Below are 14,844 nucleotides of genomic sequence, written 5' to 3'. Positions count from 1 at the left end.
TGGTGGAATCCGCGGAGCAGCGGCGGCGATTGGGGCTATGGCGAGCGGCCGAAGACCGAGGAGGAGTTCGTGCGGCGGTACGTCGAGACGATCGAGGTGCTCAACGGGACGCCGAACCTCTGCGGGTGGTGCTATACGCAACTCTACGATATCGAGCAGGAGACCAACGGGTTGTACTACTACGACCGCGAGCCGAAGTTCGCGCCGGAGGTATTGACGAAGTTGCGGCGGGCGAACGAGGGAGAGACGGCGTATCCGAAGTAGGATCGGCGAGCGACTCTGGCGGACGTGTTTCTGGGCTACTGCTTGAGAGCGGCTTCGACGCAGTGGAAGCCGTGAATTCCCACGCCGCCGAAGTCGAGGGTCTCGGCGGCGTCGGTTCGGCGGTAGTAGTAGTTGGGGGCTTCGACGGTCATGCCGTAGAGGGCGCCGTTGGGCAGGATACCGTCGATCAGGCGGTCGGCGAAGTTGCAGGCGGCCACGTCGCGTCCGAACCGGAAGCCCAGGTATTCGTAGAGATACCAGCCGGCCTCCAGGAGCGTCAGGTCGTGCATACCGCCCTTGCAGGGCAACGGCGGCTGATCGTAGAACGGGGGCAAAAAGCCGCAAGAGGCATGGAAGAAGTTGTGCGGCTGATCGATGAAGAGGTTGGTGCTCAGTGCGGCCATGGTGAAGGCCTGCCTGGCCCATTCGGCGTAGCGCGGGTCTTTGGTCGCTTCATACTGGATGAGCAGGAACAGCGAGGCGGTGGCCAGGGCGTCCATGTAGTTGGGCGGGTCCTCGCCGCCGCCGGCGATTTTAAGCAGCGACGGGTGTTTCCTTTCGAGCAGGAAGTCGACGTGCCGCAGGCAGATGTCGCGCAGGCAGGCGGCGTGGTCGGGATGATCAGCGTCGAGAAGACGGGCGAGTTCCCAGAGCTGGATGGCCCAGTTATTGACGGTGCCCATCGGTTCGCTGCCGACCGGTTCGAGCGTCGGATAGCGATAGCGCGGCCAGAAGCTCCCGTCGGGCTGTTGCATGCGGGTCAGGACGTGGGCGAAGCGCCAGGCGTAGTCGAGGCACCGGGCGGCGTTTTTGCGGTCGTCGAAATGACGGAACCCATGGTGGGCGTAGAGCATGGCGCGGACCATCAGGCAGGCATCGGAGGGCCGCGAGGACTCGATCAGCGTGGGCTGGCCGGCGAAGTCCAGGCCATGCGGCAGGATCAGGTCGCCGTTGTCGCAACAGTGGGCCTTTCGGATGAGGGTCCGGAGGCTGGCAAAGCAACGGTCAAGGAGGGTGCGGTCGCGGTCGACCAAGGCCGCGGTGACCTGGATGCAGTAGGCCCGCAGGGCGTGAGGACCGTAGCCGCAGGCCATATCGATGCCTTCACCACGGCCGGCGGGAGTCAGGAAGTCGAGGTGATAGAAATAGGGCATGATGTTCTTGAGCGGACCGGCGGGCCAGGGCAATGCGGCGGAGGCGCGGCCCATTTTGACCAGGGCGGGCCGCGGGTCGTCGAGAGCGGCGAAGGTCCGCTGGGATTGGCCGCGGTCGGTGCGGGCGACGATCTGGTGCTTGCCGGCGGCGGGAGCGACCCTGATGGTCCAAACTCCCCTGCTGCCGCTTCGGACGGGCACCGGTTTTTCGTCGATCGTCACGGCGGGTTTCTCGCGGCTGAGGACAGCGACGCGTTCCTTGCCGCCGGCGCGGTAGTAGGGTTTGAGTTGGATGGTGACCGGATTGGGCACGAACTGGAAGGTGACGGCGTCGGGCCGGCCATCACCCTCAATCGAGACCTGAAGGCGGAAGGCCGAATGACGCTGTTTGTCGGTGTGGGAGATCAGCCGGCACTGGTTGTCGCCCGCGTCGACCCGCAGGCTGGGCATCCGGCCGTAGCGGTCAAGCAGTTGCAGCCTGGCGCCCACCACCTGATCGAAACGATCCGGATAGTAGCCATGAAATCCGTACTGGAAAAACTCCACGGGCCGGAGCTTGCCGTCCTGGCTGCGGAAGTCGGTATAGAGGGGATACCAGAGGCTGACCAGTTCCGTCCGCTGGGCCTGCGGCGGGTAGTCCACTTCGACCTTCAGTGTCGCGTCGGACAGGGCGATCCGCAGGTTGATCAGCCCCCCCTGCCGGCCGTCCTGATCGAAGCAGCGAATGCCCCGCATGTCGATGCGGCGGTTTTTCTCGTCGAAGATCAGCTCTTGGGGCCCGTTGTCTTCGTAGACGCACGGTCGGTGCAGGAATGGCGTAAAGCGGCGACCGTCGGCGTGATAGGTCGGCACGATGCCCCAGATACCGAGATCCTCTTCGTGGCCGTTGGTGTCGTAGACGAGCTGCTGGAACGTGCCGAAGCGTCCGAAGGTGAAGAGCCGCAGGATGCGCGGCTTGACGGTATCGACGAGCAAGGCCACGTCGCGGTTGGCCAGCAGATACCAGGCGTCCATCAGCTTGCCTGTACTGAGATGTTCGGAGAGGTCTGTTTGGGGAACGAACGCACCTTGGTCGGTGTGCATGGCAGTTCCTTGCGTGATGGTTCTCAGAACCACGGTGACGAGGTGGCCCGGCGGATGTGGAGTTCATCGACCACGGCGTTGCCCTCGTGGGTCACCAGATACCGGATCAGTTCGGCGATCTCCTCCGGGCGGATCAGGTCCTGCTTGTCGATGTCCGGTCGGACGCGGGAGACCATTTCGGTATCGACGCCGCCCGGGCAGATCACGTGGACGCGGACGTTGCGTTTTTCGGCTCGAAGTTCCTCAGCCAGGGCGATCGACATCCCGCGCAGGGCGTGCTTGGAAGCGGTATAGGCGGACTGGTAGGGATACCCCTTGACGCCGACGACGGAAGAGACGTTGACGATGATGCCGCAGTCGCTTTGGCACAGCAGCGGGAGAGCCTCGCGGATGAGGATGAACGGGCCGCGGACGTTGACCGCCATCAGGTGGTCGAAGCGGTCGGTCGGCGTGTCCTGGAGCGGACCGGAGTGGGTGACGCCGGCGTTGTTGATCAGGACATCCAAGCGGCCCAGCTTCTGTTCGACGGTCGCCACCAGCGATCGGATCGAAGCCTCATCAGTCAGTTCAACCGGGACGGTCAGGGCCTCGCCCCCGGCCTGACGGACGGCCTCGGCGGTGCGGGCGAGTTCGTCGACGGCCCGGGCGGCCAGGACCACCGTCGCCCCGTCAGCGGCCAGGGCCGTCGCGGTCGCCCGGCCGATGCCGCGGCTGGCCCCGGTCACCAGCACCACCTTGCCGAAAAGTCGGTTTGCCATCGGGCCTCCTTGCTTTGTGACTTTGCGGGCGGAGTGAATGTAACCATCGCAGCGGTTCGGTGCAAGGTCCAGGCGTCACCGCATCCGATACCTGTGGCGTCCGCGAAGCACGAGGTCCGGTTTCGGCGCTACTTGCCCGAGCGGAGTTTCTGCAGGAAGCCGATGGCCCGGGCGATGTCGGCTGAGGGGTTCTCGCCAACTTCGCGTTCGATGGCGAGGAAGCCGTGGAAGCCGATCGCGTTGAGATTGGCGACCCAGCCGGGGAAATCCACGTCGCCGTCGCCGAGGGCCACTTCCTTGCCCTGGCCGAACAGGCCGTCCTTGGCGTGGGTATGGACGACGTAGTCACGGAGGACCTTGACGCCTTCGAGGTGGTCCCATCCCTTCATGACCAGGTTGGCCGGGTCGTAGTTGACGCCGAGGCCGGGCTGGCCCAGGTCGTCGAGGAAAGTCCGCAGTTCGTCGGCGGGTTCGGCCCCGGTCTCGGTGGCGAAGGTGACGCCGAGCTTTTCGGCCCGCTTGCCCACCTGTTCGAGGGCCCAGCGGCAGTTGTCCACCTTGTCCTGCGGCTGACCGCGGAACGAGCCGACGTGGGCGGTCAGGACCTTGATACCCGTGGCGGCGGTCAGTTCGAGGAACTTGAGGGTCTCGCTGACGCGGTGTTCGGCTTCAGGCCGATCGACCACGAAGCCGCCCAGTTCACCGCACCAGGCGGAGATGACCAAGCCGTTGTCGCGGACCTTGGCCAGGAAGTCCTGGCGGGCCTGGCCGGTCAGCCGGTCCGGGTGCAGGTCGCCGCCGACGCAGTAAACCTGGATGCCCTCGGCTCCGAGGCGGTGGGCTTCAGCTAAAGCCTCGTCAACCGGCAGCCGCAACGAATCCAGCATGATCCCGATTTTGAAATTATACTTGGCCATGTGAACCTCTTTTTGAACTCAACGTCATCAAGCAGTCGCCGTCATTCCGGAGAAGCTATGCACAAACCGCAGGTTTATAGCGTCCGGCGGGTGAAGTACAAGCCTTTTCCAAGGGGATTACTGTTCTTTCCCACTGTGCAGCAGGATCAGCGTCAACGAGGACGGCGGCACGTTGCCGTCGAATACGGTCTCCTTAATCCCATAGGGCTGGTCGATCGTGTCGGCCGGCTCCGCTGAGAGGCTGGTTCCCTGAAAGACCCAGGTCTTGCCCGCGGTCAGGCCGGGTGCGTTGATCTGAACCGCCGATGATTGAAGATTGGCCACCAGAAGGCGACAGGTCGGACCCTCCCGGGTCAGCAGATACGTCACCGCACCGTAGTCGCCGACGGCCATCGCGTCGACCAATTCTCCGCGGCAGGTTTCGGCGAGGAGTTGTTGGACATAGCCGGTGGGAAGGATGCGGTAGCGAGGGCCAAGGTCCGGCTTGGTGTCGACGATGTGGCCGTTCTTCGTCTCGACGGGGATGCTCTCTCCCGGCGGCTGAACCAGGGTCCAGGTCGTGCCGTCCGAGTAGTTGAACAGGGCGCTGATGGGCGCACAGTAGATGAAGACGCCCGAGACCCGTCGATTCGCGACCTGCATCATCATTCGTGCCGCCTCAGCCAGGGCGGCTCCGACCGTCTGCCACGAGCGGTTCCAGAGGTTGAACCGGTACTCGGTGATGAAAATCCGGGTTTTGGCGAAACCTTCGGCGTCCAGGTCCGACCGCCAGTTGTCCAGCATGTCGGGGATATCGCTGACGCGGGCGTTACTGAGGTCGCGATAGTGATAGCCATCATAGATGTGCAGTACGTAATGATCGAGCTTACCGGTCATGTCTTTGCCCAGTGCGCGGAAGAACCGCCGGCTGCCCATTCCGATCGACGCGGCTGAGTACAAAGGGTCGACCCCTTCCATACCCGTTCTGCCACCAACGGCGGCGACCTCGACCGTTGGGTTCGCCCACTTGACCGCGTCGATATACGCCCGACACATCCGCGCGTACTCGAGCTCGCTGGGCTGGCCGTCCTTGTCGTATCCAACGGCTTCGTTGCCGATCTCGATGACCAGGCGTGTCTTGTAGCCTTTGTCGCGGAAATGGCGGGCGAAGCTTCCCGCGTTGGCCTGGGCCGCCCTGGCGAGGACGCCGTCGACGTCGTTGCACACCTGTCGCGTGCGGTACACCTTTCCGGTGTCCGGATCGACGTAGTTGGTGGCCACGGTGAGGGACTGGTCGAAGCCGCGCGAGGCGAAGAAATCGATCACCTGGAACCCGTCCGGCCAGGTCTTGGGCCAATCGGCGATCTTCTGCTCCGTATCGTACTTGACCCATTCATGGCCTTCGTCCACGAGGGTGCGGATGGTGGCTTCGGCGCCGAGGGGATTCCACCAGGGCCCGTCCGCCCAGTGGCGAACCGCGTTGGACCCGGTCGCGCGCAGGCTCTCGACGAAACCCTTGCTCAGTTGGGAGTCCGGATTCAGGACCGCTTCAGCGGTGATCAGCATGGACGAATGCGGCGCATCGACCATGCTCAGGTCCGGTCCGATCATCAGATCGTCGTACCGGGCCCGCGATTCGCCGCTCTTCGGACTGATCGTGATCCGGTCGATCGTCATCGAATCCCCGGCGAAGGCCGCGGGAAGCGTCGCCGGCCAATGCTCCGTGGCCAGCGCGCCGTCGGCGTTGTCCGCGGCGGCCTGATCCAGCATCGCAGCGATGACGCACGTTAACAGGATGATTCTGATTGTTTTCATTTGGGCGTCTCCCGCAGTTCCACAAAACGAATTCCCGGGCTCGGCACGTCCAGCACGAGCGTGACCTCGCCGTTCTCGCGGACGACCGTGGCAGGCTCGATCGCGATGTTCTTGATCTCCTCAGCCACCTGGAGTTTGGCCTTCTCATCGTCCACGTTGGGCTTGCCCATCTCGGCCCACTTGCCGCAGGTGTTGCCGTGCGTTTCATCCGCGGCCCAGTGGCGGGTGCACCGGTAGTCGCCGCCGTCGAGCCCCCCTACCGCCACCGTCACCTTGGTCTGATACGGCTGGCGCGAGGTGTCCTCGTCGAAGTTGGCCAAAATGATCCGCACCGATCCGTCCGGCATGACTACGGCCAGGCCGTCGATCGGGTCGTTGCTCGATTCGAAACCAAGCCGCCGGCCGCCCTTGAGTTCGTTGAGAAATACAAAGGCGTTGTAGACCGGCTTGGGCACCGGGTTGGCAAATCGCGTGAACATGCCCATAGCGCCGCCCGGGACGAACAGCGGCGGCGGCAGCGGGATCTCCGGATGGTCCACCAGGCCGAAGTACGTCGCATAGTCCAGCCCTTCGTCCAGCATGATCCGCACCGTTTTGACCGCAAAACTCGCGTTCCACGGCATGTCGAACAGCGGACTCTGCCTCGAGTTGCAGTTCCATTCCGTGCATCCAACCTGCTTGAACTTCAGGCCCGAAAACTGCTTTTCGAAATCCCACAAGGCCGGGATTGCCTCCTGGAACATGCGAAGCGATGAGGAGCCACCGGCGTAGTAGTGTTGCGAGTAGTGATCGACCTGGCCCAGACGGCCCATTTGCGAGAGGCGTTTGAGGAACGCCTCCTCGCCCGAGCGGTCGCCGCTGCTGGTCAAGCCCATCATCAGGTTCATGTCGTACTTTTCTTCGATCCGTTCGGCGGCGAGGTAGCACCGGTCCATGATCTCAACCAGCTCGTCGCGGGTTCCGGTGTAATACCCGCTGGGGAAGCACGGCTCGTTCCATATCTCCCAGAACCACTTCTGGACTTCGTCCTTGCCGTAGCGCCCGACGGCATGATCGAAGATGGCCTCGACGTACCGGCCCCATTGGGCCATATCCCGCGGCGGGTCGGTATTCTGGAAGTTGGGACGTTTGGTCCCCGGCCGGTCCAGTGCCTGCGGCGTCGTTTCGAGCGTGATATTCGGCCGCAGGCCGTGCTTGAGCAGCGCGTCGAAGACAAGGTCGAACCGCTCCCAGTTGTAGACCGGGTTTCCCGAATCGTCGTCGCAAGGGTATATCTCCAGACCGTTGGAGATTTCGTGGATACGGATCATCTCGAAACCCGCCCGCTGCAGCCAGGGGAGCATTTCCTGAACGTCCGGCCTGACCAGCCAGCATGCGAACGCCGCGTCGACTCCGGCCCAGACCCGATGGCGGATCGGTTCGCCCGGCTTGCCCGCGTCGATCGTCACCGTGGCCTGTGTCGGGTCGAAAGGGCGGACCGTACCGATGGGAATCCGCTGGAGACGAACGTCGTCGAACCACGCCGTGCCCGTCGCCGTATCGAAGATCCGAATCCAGACCTGGACCTTCTTGACCGCGGCTGGGAAGGAGTGCTCCGCTCGATGATGCCGCCAGTCGTTCGTTCCGAAACCGATCCATAGGTCGTGATGGCAGAAGTGCTTCCCATCCGCGTCAAGGCCCACGAATTGGATCCCCGCTCCGCACCATCCGCTTCCTTTGATGTCCTGCGTGCGAATCCAGCCACTCAAGATCAGCTTCTCTCCGTTGTACGGAAACGCCTTGCTCACCACCGTGGCCGGGCCCGTCATTCGCAGCGACCGCTTTCCTTCGGTCTTGATCCGATCGTCCGCCGCGGCCTCGCTCGTTTCCTTCCACGCCTTGAACCCATCCCAGTCTGTACCATCCTGGGCGAAGTACCAGTGGTCGGCGTTAAGCGTTCCCTCAAATCCGGAATCGCCGATCATCTCCTCGACTGGCGCGGTCGCGGCGGCGACCGCTTCACCGGCGAATCCGAGAGTCCACAGCACACATACCAATACCGCGATACGCACCATCAGCGCACACTCCCGTCACAAGAGGTCATTCTCTTCAAGGAAGCCGTTCTGAAAAAACCGCCGACTTCGATCGCTTCACCTAATCCGGATTGTCGCACATGTCCCTGGTCACGTCGTGGCGGAAACAGCCGGCGACGTGCCAGTCGGAGAAAAGCATACTGGCGTTTCCGCCGTGGACGAATCCCGCCGATCCGCTGAGGAAGTACTCCGGTATGATCATCCCGAAGCGTGTCCCGGCGCCGGACATGCATCCCGCGCTGCCGCCTCCGAGGTCCTCGCCTCTCAGGACGCCGTCGATCAGGAATATCTGCCGGCTCGGATTGTCGATCCCGTCCAGTCGACACCACATGGCGGTCGTCGTCGTCTCCCACCAGTACTCGTTATACATGCGCAGGTAGGTGTAGTTCACCGCGGCCTTGCAGCCGTTGCCCGCGGCGTCGGTTTCGGCGGTGGGACATCGCCAGATCCGGCTTCGACTGTCGCCACCGGCGGCCTCCGGGTGAGGAAGGTAGCCGGTCAGATACAGCGCCCAGGTCCACCAGGACGACGGGTGAACCCGCCAGTCGTATTCGTCAACGTATGCCTTGTACATGACGCCGTTGTGGTTCTCGGCGTAGTTGAAGATTCCCAGGCCGAGCTGGCGAAGGTTTGACGCGCACTCAGCCGCTTTGGCCTGCTCCCTCGCGGCTGAGAGGGCAGGCAACAGAATGGCCACCAGCACCGCGATGATCGCGACCACCACCAGGAGTTCGATCAGCGTAAAGGACGTGGGCGTTCTCCGCTTGCGATCGTCCGCGAACCACGCGGTCCGCGTCGGCGTCCGGCAATCCGTGACCGGCGATTTCGAATTCTTTGTCATGGTTTGCTCCTTGGCGACGTGCACGTCTCGCGAACGACCAATTCCGAGACCCCTTCCCAGGGATGCGAACCCGGCTCGAGTTCGCGTTCCCCTTCGACGTGGTCGAGGATCATCGCCGCCGCCCTCTCGCCCAGACCGGCCATGTCCTGCCGCACCGAGGTAACTGCCGGCTCAGCCAGGGCACAGAACGGGGCGTCGTACCCGCTGATCAGACTCACATCGTCCGGACACCGCAGGCCGCGTTTGCGCAGGTTCTTCATGAAGGCGAGGATCACCTGGTAGGTGCCGAAGAGCGCCGTCGGCCTTGTATCGTCGGGGAATCGAAGCCACAGGTCCATCACCGAGTCCGCTTCGCGGTATCCCGCCGCCCGGCCCGCGGTCATCATCAGCGTGACCTCGCAGTGGCGTGTCTGAGGGTCGCGGTCCGTAATGTCGATGAGTTTTTCCGCCAGCTCCCGCGCCCGGCGCCGGTCGGGAATGTGGAATCCGATCCGCCGGTGGCCCAGCCCGGCCAGATACCGAATGCCCTGCAGATGATGGCCGACAAAGTCGGATGTCACCGCGCAGATGTGCTCGGAGGACTCCACGTCGTCGCCGATGCACACGAGTGGGATGCCGAACTCCCGGAACCGCGCCAGGACCTCGGCCCCGACGCAATCGGCCAGGATCAACCCGTCGACGCTCCGCTGGCCCACCTTGGGCGGGAAGACGAAGGTGTCCAGATTGGACAGATTGTACGTGCTGATGGTGAGCCCGTACCCGCGGCGGCGGCACTCGCGCTCCACGCCCAGCAGGCAATGGGCATAGTAGACGTTGGCCCAACCGTCCTCCACGGTGTCCGATAATATGAAGCCGATGTGGCCGGTACGGCGGGTAGCCAGGGCCTTGGCCGCGGCGTTCGGCTGATAGCCGAGCTGCCGGGCGATCTGGAGGACGCGGAGGCGGGTGCTCTGGGAAATGCCGATCCGGTCGGCCTTGTCGTTCAGCACCGCCGAAACGGTCGCTTTGGCCACGCCAGCTTTGTTCGCGATGTCGATGATACGGGGCGCCATTCGACGAAGCCCTCGTCCATGATTATCTGAACCGGTTCAGATAGATTTATCGTACCACGAGAACCCTGGCGATGTCAAGGGCCCTCGGCGCTTTTTTGCAGGGTCTTGCGGCCAAGGCGTTTGGCACGGCCCGCCAGGGTTGCCGCACAGGGGTGCTCATGGTATAGTAATCGGGCTGGCGGTAGGCTGGTTGTTCACGGATGCGAAGAAAGGAGTCACCATGGCGGAAATGGCCGTTCTGACTATCGGGGATAAGCGGATTGAGCTTCCCGTGGTTCGCGGGACCGAAGGGGAAGTGGCGATCGACATCTCCCAGCTTCGCAACCAGATGGGGGTGATCACCCTGGATCCCGGATACGGCAACACCGGATCATGCCAGAGCACAATCACCTTCATCGACGGGGAGAAAGGCGTTTTGCGGTACCGCGGCATTCCGATCGAGCAATTCGTGGAGAAGCCGAACTTCGTCGAGGTGGCGTGGTTGCTGATTTTCGGCCGGCTGCCCAGCCGCAGCGAGTTGCGGCGGTTCAGCGAGCGTCTAACCGCCAACGCCCACCTGAACGAGGCAATGAAGCACCACTTCGAGGGGTTTCCGGTGGACGCGCCGCCGATGGCGATGCTCTCGGCGATGCTCAACGCCCTCTCGTGCTTCCACTACCAGTTTCTGGTGCCGGGCGACGTGGAGGCGTTCGAGGAGATTGCGGCGCGGCTTATCAGCAAGATTCGCACGATCGCGGCATTTTCGTACCGCCGGTCGATGGGCCTGCCGTACATCTACCCGGACCCGCGGCTGCGGTACTGCGCGAACCTGATGCACATGATGTTCTCGATGCCGTACGACCAGCACGTCATCGAGCCGGAGATCGAGGACGCGCTGAACCTGCTGCTGATCCTGCACGCGGATCACGAGCAGAATTGCAGCACCTCGACGGTGCGGATGGTCGGATCGAGCCAGGCCAACGTATTCGCCTCATGCGCGGCGGGCGTCTGCGCCCTGTGGGGACGGCTGCACGGAGGGGCCAACATGGCGGTGATCGAGATGCTCGAGGAGATCCACCGCGGCGGGATGAGCCCGGCCGAGTGCATCAAGCTGGCCAAGGACAAGAACAGCGGGTTCCGCCTGATGGGGTTCGGGCACCGGGTGTACAAGAACTACGATCCTCGGGCGCGGATCATCAAGGAGGCCACGGACAAGGTGCTGGCCAAGCTGAACGTCAACGATCCGCTGCTGAACATCGCCCGCGGCCTGGAGGAACTGGCCCTGGAGGATTCGTACTTCGTCGAGCGCAAGCTGTACCCGAACGTGGATTTCTACAGCGGGATCATCCTGCGGGCGTTGAATATCCCGGTCAACATGTTCACGGTGATGTTCGCGATCGGGCGTCTGCCGGGCTGGATCGCCCACTGGCGCGAGCAACACGCCGAGCCCGGGGCCCGGATCTCGCGGCCGCGTCAGGTCTACATCGGGTCGAACAAGGTGGACTACCAGCCGCTGAAGGAACGGGACTACTGAGACCGGCGGCGGTCGGCGTTCGTCTGGCCGGCGGAATTGGCCGCCGGCGGTTCGTCACTCGGCTCTGGCAAATGCCTCTGGCAATGGGCCCGGTGTGTTGCTAGAATCCCGCGTTTTGTGCATCCAGGCTGGACGCCATTTTTACGTTGAGGAGAATGAGGAATGGCCAAGATCGCATTCATGGGCGCCGGCAGCACGGTATTCGCCAAGAGCGTGCTGGGCGACTGCATGCTTACGGAGGCCCTGCGGGAGTCTCAGATCGCCCTGTACGACATCGACCCCAAGCGGCTCAAAGAGTCGAAGCTCATGCTCGACCGGCTCAACGAGAACATCAACGACGGGCGGGCGAGGATTTCCGCTCATTGCGGGGTCAAGAGCCGCAAAGCGGCCCTCAAGGGAGCCGACTACGTGGTCAACGCAATCCAGGTCGGCGGCTACGATCCGGGCACGGTGATCGACTTCGAAGTACCCAAACGGTACGGCCTGCGGCAGACGATCGGCGACACGCTGGGCATCGGCGGGATTTTCCGGGCCTTGCGGACGATCCCGGTGGTCCTCGACTTCGCCCGCGACATGGAGCAGGTCTGCCCCAATGCGTGGTTCCTGACCTACGTGAACCCGCTGGCGATGATCACCGGCGCCATGCAGCAGGCAACGGCGGTTCGGGCGGTCGGGCTGTGCCATTCGGTGCAGGGCTGCGCCAGGCATCTGTTGAACATTGTCGGGATGAACGACCAGGTCAAGACGCTCAAGTGGCGGATCGCCGGGATCAACCACATGGCGTGGCTGCTGGAGATCCGCGACGGCAACAAGGATCTGTACCCCGAGATCAAGAAACGGGCGTTCAAGATTCTCGACCAGGCCCGCAAGAAAGGCGAGAAGCACCATGATATGATCCGCCTGGAGATCATGCGCCGGTTCGGTTGCTACGTGACCGAGTCGTCGGAGCACAACGCCGAGTACAGCCCGTACTGGATCAAGAGCGGGTATCCGGAGCTGATCGAGGAGTACAACATCCCGCTGGACGAGTACCCGCGGCGGTGCGTAAACCAGATCGAAGGTTGGAAGAAGCAGCGGGATGAACTGGTCAACAACCGCCAGATCACCCACACCAAGACCTGCGAATACGCCTCCGGGATCATGGAGGCGATGGAAACGGATCGGCCGTTCCGCATCCACGGGAACATCCTGAACACGGGATTGATCACGAACCTGCCGGCCAAGGCGTGCGTCGAGGTACCATGTTTGATCGATCGCAACGGCGTCCAGGGCTGTTACGTGGGTGAGTTGCCCGAGCAGTGCGCGGCGCTAAACCGGACCAACGTCAACGTGCAGTTGATGACGATCGAGGCGGCGCTGACAAAGAAGCGGGATGCGGTCTACCAGGCGGCGTACCTGGACCCGCACACCGCGGATGAGTTGCCGCTCGATCAAATCCGGCGGCTCTGCGACGACCTGATCGAGGCCCACGGCGAGATGCTGCCGAAATTCAAGTAGCGCCGGAACGATGACCGACCCGACGGAAGCGGAACGCGGACGCCTACTGGCCGAGGCCAAGCGGTATCTGGCCGGCCCGGAATACAGCGTGACGTTTCTCCGTTGTCCGCGAAGCGGCGGAACGGAGCACGACTATTACTCCGAGGGCCCCTACTGGTGGCCCAATCCGGACGATCCCGACGGCCCGCACATCCGCCGCGACGGATTCGTCAATCCAGATGCATTTCTCGCCCACCTTAACGCCATGCACGACCTTGCCGCTGCGGTCGGCGGGCTGGCCGTAGCGTATGAGTTGACCGCGGAGCGGCGCTGGCTGGAGAAGGTCGAACGGCTGCTGGCAACGTGGTTCCTCGACGAGCGGACGGCGATGGCTCCGCACCTTGAGTACGGACAGGCGATCCACGGCGTCTGTCGCGGGCGAGGCATTGGAATCATCGACACATCGGGCCTGATCGAGCTGACGCTGGCGGTCGAGCAGTTGAAAGACAGACTCAGCGCCGGGCTTGTGAGCGGCCTGCGGGAGTGGTTCGGGCGGTACAACCGGTGGCTGCTGACCAGCGATCACGGCCGCAGCGAGAAGGATCAGCCGAACAATCATTCGATTCTGTGGCTGGCCCAGGCCGCGGCGTTTTCGCGATTCTCGGGCCAGACCGACCGGTTGCCGGAGTGTCGCCAACTTTACCGCGAGATCATCATTCCACAGCAGGTCGAACCCGACGGGCGAATGCCGCGGGAGCTGGCGCGGACCCGGCCATTCTCCTATGCGATCCTCGGCCTCAACGGCCTGGCCGCCAACTGCCTGCTGCTGAGCGGACCGGGTGAAGATCTCTTCCGCTTTGAGACCGACGACGGCCGCGGGCTGGTTCGCGTGCTCGATTACCTGTTGCCGTACCTGAGCGGATCGCAGGTGTGGCCCTATCCAAGACCCGAAGGAATTGTTGACACGCCTCCGCCGCCGGCCGCCTTGCTCCTGGCGGGACGGGCCCTGGGGCGTGAGGACTGGCTGGCGCTTTGGGATCGGCTGCAGGATGACCCGCCGCCGATCTACGGTCGCCAGCGGCCCGGCCTCTTTGCGAATCCCCGGCTGTGGGAGCGACGCCCGCCGGTCGACTGATCGGACAGTTGCCACGGTCCTTTTTCGCCGAAGTCGCCGAGATATCCACCGGCATGCCTGTACAATCAGCTTGGCGCAGGCAATCGTGAGAAGCAGCCGAAAGCAAGCGCACCGTCGGCGGTTTCGCGATAGAATTGCGGTCGTTATGAAGCTGGAAACTGGATATGACTGCATGGTAATTGGAGCGGGCCCGGCGGGACTGATGGCCGCCGCCACCGCTGCCGCTCGCGGTCTGCGGACGGCCCTGCTCGAAAAGAACGATCAGGTAGGCCGGAAGCTGCGGCTCTCGGGCGGCGGCAACGGTAATATCAGCCCGGATGTGCCGCTTGATCGATTCATACGCGAGATGGGGCCAAGCGGACCGTTTCTGCGCAGCGCCCTGGCGGCGTTCGGATCGGAGTTGCTTGAGGCGTTCTGCGCGGAGTTGGGCCTTCGGCTTGAATGTGACCAGGGCCGACGGCTGGTCCGCGGCGGATCGGCGGCGTTCACCGAGGCAATGGTTCGTCATGTCCGGGAGGCCGGTGTGAGGCTGATTCTGGGCCGGCCGGTGCAGAATGTTCGATCTGAGTCGTCCGGCGGATTCTACGTATCAACGGCTGAGGGCGACCTTGAGGCGGCAACGGTGGTGATCGCGGCTGGCGGACGGTCATATCCGCGAACCGGCTCGAGCGGTGACGGGTTCGAACTGGCTCGGCGGCTGGGGCACAGCGTCGTTGCGCCGATGCCCGCACTCGGGCCGGTGCGGTTGGCTGAGGGCGTGTTCGCTGGATTGGCCGGGGTCAGCG

Annotated in this window: 12 protein-coding genes; 5 read left to right on the top strand and 7 right to left on the bottom strand. The window is 63.6% G+C overall.

Translation table 11 applies throughout. The annotated features are described in order from the left end of the window. Positions 1-264: beta-galactosidase (locus GXY33_09590; GenBank protein ID NLX05384.1), on the top strand; the 264-nt coding region annotated here is incomplete at its 5' end. A gap of 35 nt (positions 265-299) precedes the next feature. Here GXY33_09590 and GXY33_09585 read toward each other — a convergent pair. The 7 genes from GXY33_09585 to GXY33_09555 all read right to left on the bottom strand — a co-directional run bounded on the left by GXY33_09585 (position 300) and on the right by GXY33_09555 (position 9,896). Beyond that, a complete protein-coding gene (locus GXY33_09585; GenBank protein ID NLX05383.1) occupies positions 300-2,501 on the bottom strand; it encodes a hypothetical protein in 2,202 nt (733 codons plus the stop codon). 23 nt (positions 2,502-2,524) lie between these two features. Next, positions 2,525-3,259 carry an SDR family oxidoreductase gene (locus tag GXY33_09580; protein ID NLX05382.1) on the bottom strand — a complete coding sequence of 245 codons (735 nt, stop codon included), beginning with the start codon at positions 3,257-3,259 and terminating at the stop codon, positions 2,525-2,527. A gap of 128 nt (positions 3,260-3,387) precedes the next feature. After that, a complete protein-coding gene (locus GXY33_09575; GenBank protein ID NLX05381.1) occupies positions 3,388-4,176 on the bottom strand; it encodes a sugar phosphate isomerase/epimerase in 789 nt (262 codons plus the stop codon). 117 nt (positions 4,177-4,293) lie between these two features. Continuing rightward, a complete protein-coding gene (locus GXY33_09570; GenBank protein ID NLX05380.1) occupies positions 4,294-5,970 on the bottom strand; it encodes a hypothetical protein in 1,677 nt (558 codons plus the stop codon). Then, positions 5,967-8,024 (bottom strand): hypothetical protein, encoded by a 2,058-nt coding sequence (locus tag GXY33_09565; protein ID NLX05379.1) that lies wholly within the window; start codon positions 8,022-8,024, stop codon positions 5,967-5,969. Before GXY33_09565 ends, GXY33_09570 begins: the two co-directional genes overlap by 4 nt. Positions 8,025-8,103: 79 nt before the next feature. Next, positions 8,104-8,883: a DUF1559 domain-containing protein gene (locus GXY33_09560; protein ID NLX05378.1), complete on the bottom strand. Its 780-nt coding sequence runs from the start codon at positions 8,881-8,883 to the stop codon at positions 8,104-8,106. Next, positions 8,880-9,896 (bottom strand): LacI family transcriptional regulator, encoded by a 1,017-nt coding sequence (locus tag GXY33_09555; GenBank protein NLX05377.1) that lies wholly within the window; start codon positions 9,894-9,896, stop codon positions 8,880-8,882. The genes GXY33_09560 and GXY33_09555 overlap by 4 nt, the downstream gene beginning before the upstream one ends. A gap of 259 nt (positions 9,897-10,155) precedes the next feature. On the opposite strand from GXY33_09555, the gene GXY33_09550 reads away from it, so the two are divergent. The 4 genes from GXY33_09550 to GXY33_09535 all read left to right on the top strand — a co-directional run. After that, the gene (locus tag GXY33_09550; GenBank protein ID NLX05376.1) at positions 10,156-11,448 is read left to right on the top strand and encodes a citrate synthase; all 1,293 of its coding nucleotides are present in this window, start codon (positions 10,156-10,158) and stop codon (positions 11,446-11,448) included. 162 nt (positions 11,449-11,610) lie between these two features. After that, entirely contained in the window at positions 11,611-12,945 is a 1,335-nt protein-coding gene (locus tag GXY33_09545; protein NLX05375.1) for an alpha-glucosidase/alpha-galactosidase, read from the top strand. A gap of 10 nt (positions 12,946-12,955) precedes the next feature. After that, positions 12,956-14,059 carry an alginate lyase family protein gene (locus GXY33_09540; protein ID NLX05374.1) on the top strand — a complete coding sequence of 368 codons (1,104 nt, stop codon included), beginning with the start codon at positions 12,956-12,958 and terminating at the stop codon, positions 14,057-14,059. Between the two features lie 172 nt (positions 14,060-14,231). Then, positions 14,232-14,844, top strand: a 613-nt coding sequence (locus tag GXY33_09535; GenBank protein ID NLX05373.1) for an FAD-binding protein, incomplete at its 3' end; no start/stop codon positions are given.

It is taken from the genome of Phycisphaerae bacterium (assembly GCA_012729815.1).
In the GTDB taxonomy this organism is placed as follows: Bacteria; Planctomycetota; Phycisphaerae; order JAAYCJ01; family JAAYCJ01; genus JAAYCJ01.
This window is presented reverse-complemented; position numbering and strand designations above follow the sequence as displayed.

What these genes read in the sequence shown, in the direction of transcription:
- GXY33_09550 (NLX05376.1), top strand. Translation starts at nt 10,156, where the DNA reads ATGGCGGAAATGGCCGTTCTGACTATCGGGGATAAGCGGATTGAGCTT.
- GXY33_09540 (NLX05374.1), top strand. Translation starts at nt 12,956, where the DNA reads ATGACCGACCCGACGGAAGCGGAACGCGGACGCCTACTGGCCGAGGCC.
- GXY33_09545 (NLX05375.1), top strand. Translation starts at nt 11,611, where the DNA reads ATGGCCAAGATCGCATTCATGGGCGCCGGCAGCACGGTATTCGCCAAG.
- GXY33_09565 (NLX05379.1), bottom strand. Translation starts at nt 8,024, where the DNA reads ATGGTGCGTATCGCGGTATTGGTATGTGTGCTGTGGACTCTCGGATTC.
- GXY33_09585 (NLX05383.1), bottom strand. Translation starts at nt 2,501, where the DNA reads ATGCACACCGACCAAGGTGCGTTCGTTCCCCAAACAGACCTCTCCGAA.
- GXY33_09580 (NLX05382.1), bottom strand. Translation starts at nt 3,259, where the DNA reads ATGGCAAACCGACTTTTCGGCAAGGTGGTGCTGGTGACCGGGGCCAGC.
- GXY33_09560 (NLX05378.1), bottom strand. Translation starts at nt 8,883, where the DNA reads ATGACAAAGAATTCGAAATCGCCGGTCACGGATTGCCGGACGCCGACG.
- GXY33_09570 (NLX05380.1), bottom strand. Translation starts at nt 5,970, where the DNA reads ATGAAAACAATCAGAATCATCCTGTTAACGTGCGTCATCGCTGCGATG.
- GXY33_09575 (NLX05381.1), bottom strand. Translation starts at nt 4,176, where the DNA reads ATGGCCAAGTATAATTTCAAAATCGGGATCATGCTGGATTCGTTGCGG.